We start from the raw sequence: 14,544 nt of genomic DNA, 5'->3' as shown, positions 1-14,544 counted from the left end.
TGCTCCAGAAAACCAAATGCTATTCCAAAACACTTCTTTAGAAGGATTTACTAAATCTTTTAGCAACACTAAAAAGAATACATTTAAACCCAAGTTAACAGCAACGTTTACAATTTTTAAAACGCTGTAGGTCATAGACTTTCCTTTCGCTCTTAATATTGAAAATGGTATGATAACCAATGCGTCTAAGACTAAAATCCATATCACGAAGGTGATGTACTTAACATCTATATTCATCAAGGCTGCTAAATAAGATTTTAAATACAAGGCTAACCCTAAAAAGATTAAAGAACTAACGGCAATTGAAATAGCAGAGGTGCCTTTTACACTGTTCTTAGTTTTATCGTCGTGATAAAACCTAAAGAATGCGGTTTCCATTCCATAAGCTAGGATTACATTAAACACTACAATCCAGGCAAATATGATGGAGACTTTTCCATATTCTGCTTTAGTAGGAAGTACGTGTGTATAAAGTGGTAATAAAATAAAGCTGAGAACTCTCGGAAAAACCGTTGCCAAACCATAGATAACCGTTTGCTTAAATAAATTTTTTAGAACACTCAACCTTATAAATTTAAAGTGTAAAAGTAGGAAACTTTATAGGATTAGATGCCTTTAGGAATAGCTGCTATTAAACGTTTGGTGTAATGCGTTTTTGGGTTTTCATAAATATGGTCTGGATCACCTTGCTCTTCAATCTGTCCTTTATTCATGACAATAAGCTCATCTGCCATATACTTAACAACAGACAAATCATGAGAAATAAAGATATAGGTAAATCCAAAATCTTCTTTTAACTCATTTAACAAATTAAGCACTTGCGCTTGCACAGAGATGTCTAGGGCAGAAACAGATTCATCACACACAATTAGTTTTGGTTGCAATGCTATAGTTCTAGCTATACCAATACGTTGGCGTTGGCCGCCACTAAACTCGTGAGGATACCTATAATAGTGTGAAGCGTCTAAGCCTACGCGTTTTAAAATTGAAATTACTTTTTCTTTACGCTCGTCATCGTTTTTGTATAATTTATGAACTTTCATAGGCTCTTCAATTGCTTTACCAACAGTAATCCTTGGGTTTAATGAAGAAAATGGGTCCTGAAAAATTAACTGAATATCTTTACGTAAAACCCTTAAAGCTTTGCTTTTTAATTTAGTAATATCTTCTCCCTTATAAAATACTTTACCCTTTGTAGCCTTGTGAAGTTGTAGAATAACATTTCCAAGTGTAGATTTTCCGCATCCACTTTCACCAACCAATCCTAAGGTCTCACCTTCATAAACTTTAAAGCTTACATTATTAACAGCTTTTACAATGGTTGCTTTACTAAATAATCCGGCATTGCTGTAAAACTCTTTATCTACATTAACTACTTCCAATAATGGTTTTTGCTCAAAGAGTTGTTTCCTAAATAAACGTCTTTCATTGTCACTTATCGTTTCTGTTGGTACAGTATTGTTCACAAAGTCACTAACTGTAGGTAGTCTTTTTAAATGAATTTTAGTATTAGGTTTAGATGCAATTAATGCTTTGGTATAAAGTTGCTTAGGTTGCAAAAATATGTCTTCTGTTTTGCCTTCTTCAACAATATTACCTTTGTGCATAACAATAACACGTTGAGCAATTTCTGAAACCAAAGCCAAGTCATGAGATATAAATATAATACTCATTTTAGTTTCTTTCTGAAGCGTCTTTAAAAGCTGAATTATTTCTTTCTGTACAGTTACATCCAACGCTGTTGTTGGTTCGTCTGCAATAAGAATCTTTGGTTTACAGGCAATAGCCATGGCAATCATTACACGTTGCATTTGGCCTCCACTTATTTGATGAGGATAGCTTTTAAAAATATCTTTTGGCCTAGGTAATTTAACCTTTTCAAATAACTGAAGCGTTTCAACCTTAGCTTTAGCAGGTGTTATGTCTTTATGTTGCAATATAATTTCAAGTACCTGTGCTCCGCAAGTCATAGAAGGGTTTAAAGCACTCATAGGTTCTTGAAAAATCATAGCAATCTCTTTGCCTCTTAACATTGTCATTAGGGCGTTAGAATATTCGAGCAGAGAAGTTCCTTCAAATGTGATATTGCCAGAAGTTATTTTAGAGATTTTCTTAGGCAAAAGACCAGATATAGCGAGAGTAGACACAGATTTCCCAGAACCAGATTCACCAACAACGCCAAGTATTTCGTTAGGTTTAAGATCAAATGATATGTTGTTAACAACCGGAATAAAGTCGTCTTGCGATTTAAAAGCAATGGTTAGGTTCTGTACAGTTAACATATCTTCAAAAGTAATCATCTTTTAACAATTAATAGAGGTAAAGTCGTGGCTTTCAAACTATGGTTAAACCATAATTTTAACAAAAAGAACACTCTATTTGTTAACAATAAGTTAATTTATTGTGCGCTTCAACGATTATAACATAGTGTTTAAATAAAATTCATTTACTTCGGTTACTTTTTGTGAATTCAGGAAGTATTTACACAATTCATTAACTAAACCCTTTATTTTATGAGAAATTTTTATGGAAGTGTATTTTTCGCTCTTTTATTCTGTGCTCCAATGCTACAAGCACAAACAGATCGAAGAGACGAAAAACGCAATGTAAAGCAACCGCCTAAACTAATTGTTTTAGACGATACTCAAAGAAAATCATCTAGCCCTCAAGATGTACTAGGACAAGTTTATAACCTAGGCCAAAACAATCAACTTACTCCGCGAAAGCAATCTACAGATAATCTCGGATTTTCACAGCAAGAATTTCAACAACGCCATCAAGGCATTCCTGTTGAGTTTGCAATTTCAAAACTACATTCTAAACAAGGTATCCCACAAGCAGTAAGTGGTGAGTATTATCCTATAAAAGATTTAGATGTTACAACAACATTAACTAACCAACAAGCATTAATGCGCGCTGTTAACCACATAGGTGCGCAACATTATTTATGGGAATATCCAGATGCAGCTGCAGAAATGGATGGTTACCAAAAACCTACTGGAGACCTTGTAATTTTACCAATGTATAATGGTGATGAAATTTCTACTTACAAGTTAGCCTACAAATTTGATATTTATGCAACGTATCCAATTAGTCGTGGAGATCTTTATATAGATGCTAAAAATGGAGACGCATTATTTTACAATGCAACTATTAAACACGCAAACTCTTTTGGTCACGTAGGTGAGCCAATGGTAACTGTATCTCAATTTGAAAACGATACAACGTATGATAATTATACAAGCATTGCTATGATGGCTAGTGGTACTGCTGCTACTCGTTATAGTGGTTCTCGTACTATTGAAACTCAACTTACTGGTGGTAGCTATAGGTTAGCAGATACTGGTAGAGATGTTTATACTCGTGATGCTAAAAATCAGGCGCCAGGAGGCACGTATCCTTACATTAATAATTATGATGAGTTTACAGACAATGATAATAATTGGACAACTGCAGAGCATAGCGCAAATAAAGATAATGCGGCTTTAGATGCTCATTGGGGTGCAATGGAAACGTATGATTACTGGCAACAAGTTCACGGTCGTGATAGTTACAACGGTAGTGGTGCACAAATTAGAAGTTATGTTCATGTAGACAACAATTATGATAACGCATTCTGGAATGGTTCTGTAATGTCTTACGGTGATGGTTCTTCGAATGGTAATGAAGGAAATGGATTTTTTGATGCATTAACAAGTATAGATGTTGCATCTCATGAAATAGGACATGCTGTAACAACGTTTACTGCAAATCTTGCATACCAAAGAGAATCTGGTGGTCTTAATGAAGGCTTCTCAGATATTTGGGGTGCAGCAGTAGAGCATTTTGCAAAAGGAAATGGAAGTGATACTAACCCAACTGATGAAGTTTGGTTAATAGGAGATGAAATTGATAGACGAAGCGGCTCTGCTGCTCTACGCTCTATGAGTAATCCAACATCATTAGGACAACCAGATACTTATGGAGGTCAATTCTGGCAAAACCCTAATTGTGGAACACCAACGCAATCTAATGACTATTGTGGAGTACATACAAACTCTGGTGTATTAAACTACTGGTTTTACTTATTAGTTGAAGGTGGCAATGGTACAAATGACGTTGGCGATGTGTTTTCAGTAAGTGGAATTGGTATGGATAAATCTGCTAAAATTGCTTACAGAACATTAAATAACTATTTATCTGCAAACTCTACGTTTGCAAATGCAAGAGCTGGCGCAATACAAGCGGCTAAAGATCTTTATGGAGCTGGTGGCGCAGAAGAGCAGGCAGTAACAAATGCTTGGCATGCCGTTAATGTAGGAGATGCTTTTGGTGGAGGAAATGGTGGCTCTAACTATTGTGCCTCTAATGGTAACAGTGTTGCAGATGAGTATATCTCTAGAGTACAATTGGCAGATATTAATAATACTTCTGGTGCTGGAAGCGGTGGATACCAAAATCATACAGCTGTGGAAACAGACTTGGCAAAAGGTGATGCATATACAATTACAATTACACCTACCTGGACAGGAACTGTATATTCTGAGGGCTATGCCGTTTGGATAGATTATAACCAAGATGGAGATTTTTCTGATTCTGGAGAATTAGTTACAAGTGTTGCAGCTACACAAAATACACCTGTAAGTGGTAGCTTTACAGTGCCAACCAATGCTTCAGATGGAGCTACTCGTATGAGAGTTTCTATGAAATATAACGGTGTGCCTAGCGCTTGTGAATCATTTAGCTATGGTGAAGTAGAAGATTATACAGTTAATATTGGAAGCTCTGCTGCAGATACTCAAGCACCAAGTGTGCCAACAAATTTATCTGCTTCTAACATCACAGAAACTACAGTAGATTTATCTTGGAATGCTTCAAACGATAATGTTGGAGTAACAGGATATGATGTTTATCAAGGAACTGCTTTATTAGGAACTACAGCTAATACATCTGCTCAAATTACCGGATTATCTTCTGGAACTAATTATACATTTAACGTTCGCGCAAAAGACGACGCAGGAAATGTATCTGGAGCTAGTAATACAGTATCTGTAACTACAGACTCACCAGCATCTGGTGGTGGTTGTGTAAATGGTATCTCCTCATTCCCTTATTCAGAAGGTTATGAAAGTAATTTAGGAGCTTGGACGCAATCTACTTCAGACGATATAAACTGGACTAGAGACGCTAGTGGTACACCATCTAGCAATACAGGACCATCAAGTGCGGTTGAAGGTAGTTTCTACGTTTTTGTTGAAGCTTCTGGAAACGGTACAGGCTATCCTAACAAACAAGCAATTTTAAATTCACCTTGTATAGATTTATCTGCTACAGCACAACCAAACTTTACATTTAAGTATCATATGTATGGTGCATCAGATATGGGAAGTTTAAAAGTAGATGTTAGTGATAATGATGGAGCAACTTGGACAACGTTATTCTCCGAAACAGGAAATAAAGGAAATGCTTGGCAATCTGCAACTGTAGATCTTTCTGCTTATAATGGATCATCTATTAGACTAAGATTTAATAGAACTACAGGCTCTACGTGGCAAGCAGATATCGCTATTGATGATGTGAGAGTTATAGACGGTACAGCAGACATCTGCGCAGGTGTTGCACCTTATAGCAGTTCTCAATCTTATAGTACTGGAGATCGTGTTACGTATCAAGGTAATTTATTTGAAAGAACAGCTAGTGGTTGGACAAACTTGGGAGCTTGTGGATCTTCTTTTGGAATCACAAACCTAGTGCCTCAGGCGCCACCAGTTAACTCAACATTTAATATTTACCCTAACCCTGTAAAAGGAGTATCTTTACAAGTAGACTTTGTGTCTCAAAAAGAAGCAACATTTACAATAGTTAATATGTTAGGACAGCAAGTTGCAAAAGGAAACTTGAGCAACACGTTAGAAGTAGGAAATCTAGAAAGTGGTATCTATTTACTAAATGCTACTATAGATGGACAAACTATAACAAAACGCTTTATTAAAGAGTAAATTAACCAACACTTAAATGAAAAGGTCGCTTTAGAAATAGAGCGGCCTTTTTTATTATGTATTAACTGAAAAATTATCTATAAACTCTTTATAGAAGAGGAGTAATGGGTCTAATGCTTGCTCCCAATTTTTAAATTGAAGATGATAAGTGGTTTTTAAATGATAACGACCATTGTTATAACTTCCTATAATTTGGGGTTCAAATTTAGTAGTCTTTGCAATAGTCTCTAAAGACTTTAAGTCACTGGAGTTTTTTAAAAAAGTTTCCAAGCTATAATTATTAACATCTATTTTAAATGGATTTTTGGCTCTAGAAAAGATTCTATTAAAATGAGTTTTAGTACTTAAGTTTAAACTTAAAGAATTATGAGTTGTTTTAAACCAACAAGAAACATTTCCTACAAACTCAAAACCTGTTTTGTTATCTATAATTATTTCTGAAGATTTATAATCACAAATTAATCTATATATTACCCTTGGACTTCTTACACCCATACCAATAGCAATATCGTTATCACTAACTTGAAGTTTACAATTATGTTTTTCTGCTACTCGTCTAAATTCTGATTTTACCATATATAGGTTCTTTAAACTGAAAGTACCTCTGAGTCATGCAAAAGCTCTTCATTTCTTAATCTTAAGAATATTTGGGCTACAGAAACGGTGTCTTTTTCACAGTATATAATAATACGATCAACATCTTTTTCATTATAGAAAACATCACGAACCTGGCTACCATCAATATCATCTTTAGGTGAAGGAATCCCTAATATTTTGGTAAGTAATTTTAGAGACGTATAATGTTTGTAATCCCCAAATTTCCAAAGTTCCAATGTATCTAGATGTGGTATTTCCCAAGGTTTTTTTCCAAATAAATTAAGTTTAAATGGCAGCTCGATATGATGTATTATCATACGGCGAGCAATAAAGGGAAAGTCAAATTCTTTACCGTTATGAGCACAAAGCAAATGATGAGGTCTATTAAAATGAGATTCTAAAAGCCCCTTAAAATCTCTTAATATTTTTGGTTCATCTCCGTGAAAAGAGGTTGTTCTAAACTGCCTGCTGTCACCTTGAATTTTAAAATATCCTACAGATATGCAAACTATCTTACCAAACTCTGCCCAAATACCTGCACGATCATAAAAGTCTTCTGGTGTAAACTCGTCTTTACGTTGGTATTGAGTTTTAGTTTCCCAAAGTAATTTTGTATCATCATCTAACTCACTCCACTGTTCATACTCTGGTACAGTTTCAATATCTAAAAATAAAATGTGCTCAAGATTAAGCTTAGAAATCATAGTTTATCTATTTAAATGAAAAGATAACTAAAAAAATAACGCCTTTTAATGTTCGGCCATCATGCTGTAGGCTTCTTCTATGTAAGTATAAAAGTCTTGGGTAAATGGTTTATCTACAAACTGCCCACGTTTATGGCCTAAGCGAACAATGATGACATTATCTTCTGGTATAGTTATTACATACTGTCCTAAAATACCGCGCATTGCAAAAATATCTTTTCCCAAATGGTTACTTAACCAAAATCCATAACCGTATTCAGGACTGTCTTTAAACCTTGGCTCGATTGCAGTGCTAACAAAAGATGAATCTAACAGCTGTTCTTCGTTCCAGGCACCTTTGTCTTTATAAAGTTTACCAAAGCGGGCAAAATCTTTGGCGTTGCTTGCAATGCAACAATATGATTTTTCCATTCCAGAGTCTTCACTATCTAATTGCCAGGTTGCATCTTCAAAGCTTTCCATTGGTGTCCAAAAACTTTCTTGCAAATAGTCTGTAAGTGTTTGGTTGGTCGCTTTTTCTATTACCATTCCTAAAAGCTGTGTGTTACCACTTAGGTATTTATAGGATTCACCTGGGTTTTCAACAACATTTAACCCTAAAATTACATCTCTTATATTAGTGTCATAATACGATCTTGCAGTTAAGGAAAATGGACTTGAGTAACTCTCGTCCCAATTTAGTCCAGAAGACATAGACGCCAAATCTCCTACGGTCATTTCTTTACCTAGGTCTGTATTAAACTTTGGGAAGAAATCTGCTACAGGTTGGTCTAAACCAGTAATAAAACCATCTCGAATGGCTTTGCCTAAAAGTGTTACGGTAATACTTTTAGCCATTGAAAAGCTATTGGTTTTAGAAGTGTCTGAATAGCTTTCAGCATAGTCCTCATACCAAATACTATCATTTTTTATAATGACATACGCTATGGTTCCTAATCTATCGTTTATTTCATTTAAGGTTGTTGTTGGTGTTGCTTGATTGTATAGCTTGTGTTTAGGCCAATCTTGAGGGTTTTCTGCCTCAATTGACCTATTGTCAAAATACTTAGCGTCATCTATAAAAGCAGTTGTATGGCCAGTTAGGTAAACAACGCGAACACCTTTAAGGATATAATCATAATCAAAGATATAGAGTAGTACTATGGCCAAACCAATAATTAGCAGTATCCCTTTAAAAACAGATTTTAAAAATTTCATGAATATATCTAATGTTTAAAACAATGTACCTTGTGTAACAGCACTTTCGTGATTTAGTAACCATTCTTTACGCCAAATGCCACCAGCATAACCAGTCATACTACCATCGCTACCTATAACCCGATGACACGGAATTACTATAGATATAGGATTCTTACCATTGGCACTAGCTGCGGCACGAATTACTTTTGGGTCACCCAAAGCTTTCGCCATATCTAAATAAGATGATGTTTTAGAAAACGGAATTGTACACAGTTGTTGCCACACCTTCTGTTGAAACTCTGTGCCTTGAGGGTTTAATTTAAAAGTAAAATCCTTAGTTTTCTTGGTAAAGTAATCTGTAAGCTCTTGTACGGCTATGGATAAGCTTTTAGGAATATCTTCAGTAAAGGGTTTGGCATCTTCTAAAAATAAAATAGACTGTACGCCATTTTCATCTCCCAAAACTTGAATAGCACCTAGAGGAGAACTAATAATAGCTTCATCTAATTTATTAAGCTTTAGAGGATCCATCTTCATTAGCTTTTTTAGACTCTAATAATCCCATACGTTTTGCGCGGTTTTCCCAGTTTTTTCTAGCTAGCTCCTGCATATCTTCCACACGGTCACTCTCATCCATAATTTCTAGACCTAAAAGCGTTTCAATAATATCTTCCATAGTTACAATACCTACAGAATTACCATATTCATCTGATACCATGGCAATATGTGCGCGTTTCTCAACAAAAAATTCAAAAAGTTCTGGTATCGGTGTGTTGTTAGAAGTCATTAAGATATCACGCCTTAATGTAGATAAAGCGTCTGGTCCTTTGTTGTCTAACATTTCCTCTAGCACATCATCTTTAAGAATAAAACCAGTAATGTTATTGGTTTTCTCTTTATAAACAGGAATTCTAGAAAATTTTAAATGCTTGTGTTCTTGGTAAAACTCTTCAATAGTCTTTGTTTCATCTTCAATAATAGCTACAGAAAATGGTGTCATTACATCTTTAGCTTCAACAGACTTAAAGACCAATAAATTTTTAATTACAGTGGTTTCATTTTCCTCAAAAACGCCTTCTTCTTCAGCGGCGTCTGTAATAGCCATAAACTCTTCTCTGGACATTGTACTTACGTGCGCAGATTTTCCAATAAGTTTTGTGGTAAGTGTAAGAATCCAAAGTATACCCGTATATTTTAACGGAAACATAATAAGCTTTAAGAACTTTGCTGTAAAGTTTCCTAAGCTTTTCCAATAGGTAGCACCAATGGTTTTAGGAATTATTTCTGAAACAACAAGAATTAATACCGTCATAATTGCAGACACAATACCTACAGAATTATTTCCACTTCCAAAAGCCTTTTCTGCTTGTACTCCTACCAGGATTGCACCAACCGTATGCGCTACGGTATTTAATGTTAAAATGGCTATTAATGGCTTGTCTATATCTTTTTTAAACTCTGCCAGAGGTTGTGCGTAGCCTTTCCCTTCTTTAGTTTTAATTTTAATAAATGTTGGTGTAACACTTAAAAGAGCTGCTTCTAAAATCGAGCATAAAAACGAAAAAAAGATAGAAACTACCGCGTAAATTATGAGTAATGTCATTAGATGATAAATTTTTTGTGACAAGTTAAGGAAATAGACAATGTCTTTGTATTAATCCTTTCTGAAAAATAATGATTAACGCTAAACCTTTCTTACTTTTAGTATAGAATTGAATTATACCACTTAAAAAATTTAGAAAAGATGCCAAAACAAGAGATTAGCATTACTACAGATGCTGTAATTTTTTCTACATTATCCAATACAGATTATGTATTACTCATACAGCGTAAAAACGATCCGTTTAAAGATGAGTGGGCGCTTCCTGGAGGTTTTTTAGAAACAGATGAAACCTTTGAAACAGGAGCTAAACGAGAATTAAAAGAAGAAACAGGATTGGATGTAAAGGCTCTTAAACAAATAGGAGTTTTTGGAGCTATTGGCAGAGACCCAAGAGGACGAACTATTAGTATTGCTTTTGTAGGAACAATATCTAGCACTCCTAAAGTTGAAGCTGCAGACGATGCAAAAAATGCCAAATGGTGGCCTTTAAATAACCTTCCTAATTTGGCATTTGATCATTCTGAAATTATAGCAAAAGCTTTAAAAGCGCTATAAAAGTTTTACTGCATCTTTGGCAAAATAGCTAGCAATCATATTTGCGCCAGCTCGTTTAATTGATACAAACTGCTCTAACATTACAGCATCATGATCCAGCCATCCTTTTTCTGCGGCAGCCTTAAGCATAGCATATTCTCCACTTACTTGGTATACTGCTACAGGAACATCAACCGCTTCTTTTACATCTCTTACAATATCTAAGTAACAAAGTCCTGGTTTTACCATAACGATATCTGCGCCTTCTTGTACGTCCATAATAGTTTCTTTAATGGCTTCGTCTCTATTCGCTGGATCCATTTGGTAACTTTGTTTATCCTTAGGAACATCTTTTACATCTACAGGAGCAGATGCTAAAGCGTCTCTAAATGGCCCATAAAATGCAGAGGCATATTTAGCCGAATAACTCATAATACCGGTATTATGAAAACCTTCATCTTCTAACAAGCTACGAATCTCGAAAATACGTCCATCCATCATATCACTTGGTGCAACTATATCTGCACCTGCTTTAGCATGAGATAAAGACATTTCTGCCAAGATTGCATTAGTGTCGTCGTTAATTATTTGGCCATCACCCACAACACCATCATGACCAAAAATTGAATATGGGTCTAACGCCACATCTGTCATAACAACCATATCTGGACATGTATCTTTTACGGTCTTTATGGCGCGTTGCATTAGTCCATCTGGATTTAATGCTTCTGTTCCTGCATTGTCTTTTAAGTTATTGGGAACTTTAACAAATAAAAGCACAGAACGCAATCCTAAATCCCAAAGCGACTTTACTTCTTCCTTTAAAAGATCTAAGCTATATCTGTAATAATTTGGCATAGATGCTATTTCATCTTTTACGCCAGAGCCTTCAGTAATAAAAAGTGGTACAATAAAATCATTAGGTGAAAGCATGGTTTCTCTAACTAATCCTCTAATAGATGCGTTAGTTCTTAATCTTCGGTTACGTCTTAATGGATACATTATTCTGTAGGATTTTTTTCAATTTCAAAATAAAAATAACTCATTCCTGTACCGTCATAGGTTTCTAGCAATGGTCTAAATTGTTCTCTTATGATAGTATCTTGGCGGGTTTTACCAAAATCTGAAAAGATTTTATCAAAGTCTTTTAAGGCTACGTCTTTACCAAACACCACTGCTGTTAAAAATGGTTTTTGTGTTAGCACTTGTCTGTAGTTTTCTTGAGTTGTACCGTTTAGCGTCCACCTTAACAATGCTTTCTCATAAAAGGGTTTTGCTTTATCTTCTTCGCCAGTAAGTTCATAACCTAAACCATTATGCATAAAAAGAGTAGGTGATTGAAATTCTTCGAAGCGCCTGGCGTCTTCTGTATTTTCTAAATACTCTTGGTATCTCTTCTCTCTTAGAAGAATGTCGCTTTTCATAATGTAAGCGCGCTCGTTATGGTAAGTTCTAATACATTGTGTTAGTTCCTTTAAAGCATCATCTATTCTGCTAGCTGTTAAATAGGTTACTGCAGCTCTCATGTGCTCTTCTTGAGATTTAAGTTCTGTTAAAGGCTCAGGATCTGATAAGATGTCCAATTCTTTATTATTCTTACAAGAACTAAGTGTAATTAGTAAGATTAGTATTGTGAAAATATGCTTCATTTTAATTGTGTTTAAACCCAATCTTTGGGGTGTTTTAATACGTGTAATAATTTGTCTTCTTTGGTACCTTTTTCTGGTTCGTAATTATAGCGCCATTGTACGTGAGGCGGAAAGCTCATAAAAATACTTTCTATACGGCCGTTTGTTTTTAAGCCAAACAACGTGCCTTTATCATGTATTAAATTAAACTCTATATAACGACCGCGTCTTATTTCTTGCCAATCGCGTTGTTCTGGTGTAAATGGTATATCTTTTCTTTTCTCTACAATAGGCACATAAGCATCTAAAAAACTATCACCCACTTGTGTAACAAAGTTATACCAATCTGTCATACTTCGTTCTGGTGTGGCTTTACAATGATCAAAAAACAAACCACCTAAACCTCTAGCTTCATCGCGGTGAGCATTATAAAAATAGTCGTCGCATTGTTTTTTGTATAGCGCATAAAAAGAAGGGTCGTGAGCATCACAAACAGATTTGCAAATGCTATGAAAATGAATAGCGTCTTCCTCAAACAAATAATACGGTGTTAAATCTTGACCGCCACCAAACCAATTATCTACCAATGTGCCGTCTTTCTCATACATTTCGAAATAACGCCAGTTTGCATGTACAGTTGGCGCAAAAGGGTTTTTAGGATGTAATACTAAACTTAAGCCACACGCAAAAAAATTAACATCGCCAACGTTAAAGTACTTTTGCATTGCTGGGTTTAACGGTCCGTGAACTTTAGAAATATTTACACCACCTTTTTCAAAGACATCTCCATTTTCTATAACTCGGCTTCTGCCACCGCCACCTTCTTCGCGCTCCCAAAGGTCTTCTTTAAACTTGGCTTTGCCATCAACCGCTTCTAGCTTTGCAGTAATGGTATCTTGTAATGTTTGTATGTAGTTAAAAAACTGCTCTTTCATAGTACTCTTAAACTATAAGGTTTTATGTTGCTGAAGCTTTTCTAGCGTTACCTTACTTGCTGCAGTTGCAGATAATGGTAGTACTAGAATAATACCTATGATTGGTATAAAAAGAAATAGTATAAACACCAGACCATTGCCTATGGCTAAGCCTCTATTTTGTTTTACAAATGAAATACTTTCTGAATAATTATAATGACGCTCCAATGTGTAGTCCATATTTCCAAACCCTGCATAATAAGCTTGAACAGCATACAATAATACTGTAGAGAAAATACCTACAACCGGTATAAACCCTATAAGTAGGATAGGTACTGTTAACAATAACTCCATAGTAAGATTGCGAACGTTAATTTTTATACCTCGCCATAATTGTTGTACATTGTTTGTATCTCTGTGTGAATGAACTGCTTGAGGGTTAAAATGTTGCTCAATCTTTTCTGAAACAGGACTCATAAATGGCGCACTTAATGCCATAACAATGTGTTTGTAAAGTATAAGTCCAATTGCAATAATTATAAGACCACCTAAAACAGTGCTAATTGTAGTAAATGTTGCTTTGCCCCAATCCCAGATCCAAGCTTTAGAAATAAGTGAACCGATATTGTCTGACAATCCCCAAGCAGATATACCTATTAGCATAGCTGTAACAAAACTAATAATCATTGGGATAGCAAAGTATTTCCACAGTTTTAATTTAGAAATTAAACTGAAACTACTTCTGTAGGCTGATATTGATTTAAAAACTGATGTTATCATAGCTTAAATATAAACCAATTCATTAGGATAACGCTCTACGTCTTCTACCTTGGTAATTTGTTTTGCCAGACTAGACTTCTCTTTTAAAAACTGAATTAATTCCTTTTCAGATAGATCTAAAGTTTCAGAAAAAAACTGACGCCCTACCATATTATTATGTAAATCCATAACAGTTTCTAATGGTGCATTAGGTGCTAGTTTTTCGTGAAGTGTAGTTACTTGTTCTGCCCAATCTGTTGCTGCTGTCTCATTTTTTGTGTAAGCTACTTTTGCCAAAAGAATGTTCCATAACGCATGTCTAAATGCATTTGGTTTTCCATTTTTATGTTGTGCACTACCAAACTCCTTTTGAGAGATAGACATAGTCTTAGAGGTGGCTTTAAGCGTTGGGCGAATTAACAAGGGACGTTGTATAAAAACAACTCCTAAATTTAGTAATTGCTTTATACTTAGTTTTTTAAGTCTGGACCAGATTTTCATAGTCTTAATCGTTTAGAACCTCTTTATTTCTATAAAAATCGGTGTCTTTATTTTAATACACTTAAATGAGACAAGATTAAATCACTATTTACTTTTATATTCCTTAACAGCTTCAATAAATGCACCTGCATTTTCAATAGGGATATT

General features: G+C 35.1%; 14 protein-coding genes. 2 read left to right on the top strand and 12 right to left on the bottom strand.

Features of this window, described 5'->3' with window-relative positions; genetic code table 11:
- Together CL818_RS13225 and CL818_RS13220 are read right to left on the bottom strand one after the other, a co-directional pair.
- On the bottom strand, positions 1 to 564 hold a 564-nt coding region (locus CL818_RS13225), incomplete at its 3' end, for a lipopolysaccharide biosynthesis protein (protein WP_286973348.1).
- Between the two features lie 41 nt (positions 565 to 605).
- The gene (locus CL818_RS13220) at positions 606 to 2,300 is read right to left on the bottom strand and encodes an ABC transporter ATP-binding protein (protein WP_286973347.1); all 1,695 of its coding nucleotides are present in this window, start codon (positions 2,298 to 2,300) and stop codon (positions 606 to 608) included.
- A gap of 213 nt (positions 2,301 to 2,513) precedes the next feature.
- Between CL818_RS13220 and CL818_RS13215 the strand changes: the two genes are divergently transcribed.
- The gene (locus CL818_RS13215; RefSeq protein ID WP_286973346.1) at positions 2,514 to 5,978 is read left to right on the top strand and encodes a M4 family metallopeptidase; all 3,465 of its coding nucleotides are present in this window, start codon (positions 2,514 to 2,516) and stop codon (positions 5,976 to 5,978) included.
- Between the two features lie 54 nt (positions 5,979 to 6,032).
- Here CL818_RS13215 and CL818_RS13210 read toward each other — a convergent pair whose 3' ends face one another.
- The 5 genes from CL818_RS13210 to CL818_RS13190 are packed head-to-tail and all read right to left on the bottom strand — an operon-like array spanning position 6,033 to position 10,061.
- The gene (locus CL818_RS13210) at positions 6,033 to 6,554 is read right to left on the bottom strand and encodes a hypothetical protein (protein ID WP_286973345.1); all 522 of its coding nucleotides are present in this window, start codon (positions 6,552 to 6,554) and stop codon (positions 6,033 to 6,035) included.
- Between the two features lie 11 nt (positions 6,555 to 6,565).
- On the bottom strand, positions 6,566 to 7,279 hold the full coding sequence (locus tag CL818_RS13205) for a 3'-5' exonuclease (RefSeq protein WP_272972824.1): 714 nt from the start codon (positions 7,277 to 7,279) through the stop codon (positions 6,566 to 6,568).
- Between the two features lie 45 nt (positions 7,280 to 7,324).
- Positions 7,325 to 8,476, bottom strand: coding sequence for a serine hydrolase domain-containing protein (locus CL818_RS13200; RefSeq protein ID WP_286973344.1), 1,152 nt, complete (start codon positions 8,474 to 8,476; stop codon positions 7,325 to 7,327).
- A gap of 15 nt (positions 8,477 to 8,491) precedes the next feature.
- Positions 8,492 to 8,989: a methylated-DNA--[protein]-cysteine S-methyltransferase gene (locus CL818_RS13195; protein WP_013186483.1), complete on the bottom strand. Its 498-nt coding sequence runs from the start codon at positions 8,987 to 8,989 to the stop codon at positions 8,492 to 8,494.
- A complete protein-coding gene (locus tag CL818_RS13190) occupies positions 8,970 to 10,061 on the bottom strand; it encodes a CNNM domain-containing protein (protein ID WP_286973343.1) in 1,092 nt (363 codons plus the stop codon). The genes CL818_RS13195 and CL818_RS13190 overlap by 20 nt, the downstream gene beginning before the upstream one ends.
- Positions 10,062 to 10,202: 141 nt before the next feature.
- On the opposite strand from CL818_RS13190, the gene CL818_RS13185 reads away from it, so the two are divergent.
- Complete coding sequence (locus CL818_RS13185) at positions 10,203 to 10,616, top strand: NUDIX domain-containing protein (protein WP_013186485.1); 414 nt, start codon at positions 10,203 to 10,205, stop codon at positions 10,614 to 10,616.
- On the opposite strand, the gene hemB is transcribed toward CL818_RS13185, so the two are convergent.
- From hemB to CL818_RS13160, 5 genes are read right to left on the bottom strand one after another with little or no spacing between them, the layout of a single operon-like run.
- Complete coding sequence (gene hemB / locus CL818_RS13180; RefSeq protein WP_286973342.1) at positions 10,611 to 11,597, bottom strand: porphobilinogen synthase; 987 nt, start codon at positions 11,595 to 11,597, stop codon at positions 10,611 to 10,613. The genes CL818_RS13185 and hemB overlap by 6 nt on opposite strands.
- Entirely contained in the window at positions 11,597 to 12,244 is a 648-nt protein-coding gene (locus CL818_RS13175) for a tetratricopeptide repeat protein (RefSeq protein WP_272972820.1), read from the bottom strand. The genes hemB and CL818_RS13175 overlap by 1 nt, the downstream gene beginning before the upstream one ends.
- An 11-nt stretch (positions 12,245 to 12,255) precedes the next feature.
- Entirely contained in the window at positions 12,256 to 13,158 is a 903-nt protein-coding gene (gene hemF, locus CL818_RS13170; protein ID WP_286973341.1) for an oxygen-dependent coproporphyrinogen oxidase, read from the bottom strand.
- A gap of 12 nt (positions 13,159 to 13,170) precedes the next feature.
- Positions 13,171 to 13,917, bottom strand: coding sequence for an EI24 domain-containing protein (locus tag CL818_RS13165; protein WP_286973340.1), 747 nt, complete (start codon positions 13,915 to 13,917; stop codon positions 13,171 to 13,173).
- A gap of 3 nt (positions 13,918 to 13,920) precedes the next feature.
- Positions 13,921 to 14,397, bottom strand: a complete 477-nt coding sequence (locus CL818_RS13160) for a DUF6973 domain-containing protein (RefSeq protein ID WP_286973339.1) — start codon at positions 14,395 to 14,397, stop codon at positions 13,921 to 13,923.
- Positions 14,398 to 14,544: the final 147 nt, after the last annotated feature.

Source organism: Croceibacter sp., from assembly GCF_002716225.1.
GTDB classification, from domain to species: domain Bacteria; phylum Bacteroidota; class Bacteroidia; order Flavobacteriales; family Flavobacteriaceae; genus Croceibacter; species Croceibacter atlanticus.
This window is presented reverse-complemented; position numbering and strand designations above follow the sequence as displayed.

Excerpts from the sequence above, each read along its gene's own strand:
- CL818_RS13220 (WP_286973347.1), bottom strand. The coding sequence starts at position 2,300 with ATGATTACTTTTGAAGATATGTTAACTGTACAGAACCTAACCATTGCT.
- CL818_RS13215 (WP_286973346.1), top strand. The coding sequence starts at position 2,514 with ATGAGAAATTTTTATGGAAGTGTATTTTTCGCTCTTTTATTCTGTGCT.
- CL818_RS13210 (WP_286973345.1), bottom strand. The coding sequence starts at position 6,554 with ATGGTAAAATCAGAATTTAGACGAGTAGCAGAAAAACATAATTGTAAA.
- CL818_RS13205 (WP_272972824.1), bottom strand. The coding sequence starts at position 7,279 with ATGATTTCTAAGCTTAATCTTGAGCACATTTTATTTTTAGATATTGAA.
- CL818_RS13200 (WP_286973344.1), bottom strand. The coding sequence starts at position 8,476 with ATGAAATTTTTAAAATCTGTTTTTAAAGGGATACTGCTAATTATTGGT.
- CL818_RS13195 (WP_013186483.1), bottom strand. The coding sequence starts at position 8,989 with ATGGATCCTCTAAAGCTTAATAAATTAGATGAAGCTATTATTAGTTCT.
- CL818_RS13190 (WP_286973343.1), bottom strand. The coding sequence starts at position 10,061 with ATGACATTACTCATAATTTACGCGGTAGTTTCTATCTTTTTTTCGTTT.
- CL818_RS13185 (WP_013186485.1), top strand. The coding sequence starts at position 10,203 with ATGCCAAAACAAGAGATTAGCATTACTACAGATGCTGTAATTTTTTCT.
- hemB (WP_286973342.1), bottom strand. The coding sequence starts at position 11,597 with ATGTATCCATTAAGACGTAACCGAAGATTAAGAACTAACGCATCTATT.
- CL818_RS13175 (WP_272972820.1), bottom strand. The coding sequence starts at position 12,244 with ATGAAGCATATTTTCACAATACTAATCTTACTAATTACACTTAGTTCT.
- hemF (WP_286973341.1), bottom strand. The coding sequence starts at position 13,158 with ATGAAAGAGCAGTTTTTTAACTACATACAAACATTACAAGATACCATT.
- CL818_RS13165 (WP_286973340.1), bottom strand. The coding sequence starts at position 13,917 with ATGATAACATCAGTTTTTAAATCAATATCAGCCTACAGAAGTAGTTTC.
- CL818_RS13160 (WP_286973339.1), bottom strand. The coding sequence starts at position 14,397 with ATGAAAATCTGGTCCAGACTTAAAAAACTAAGTATAAAGCAATTACTA.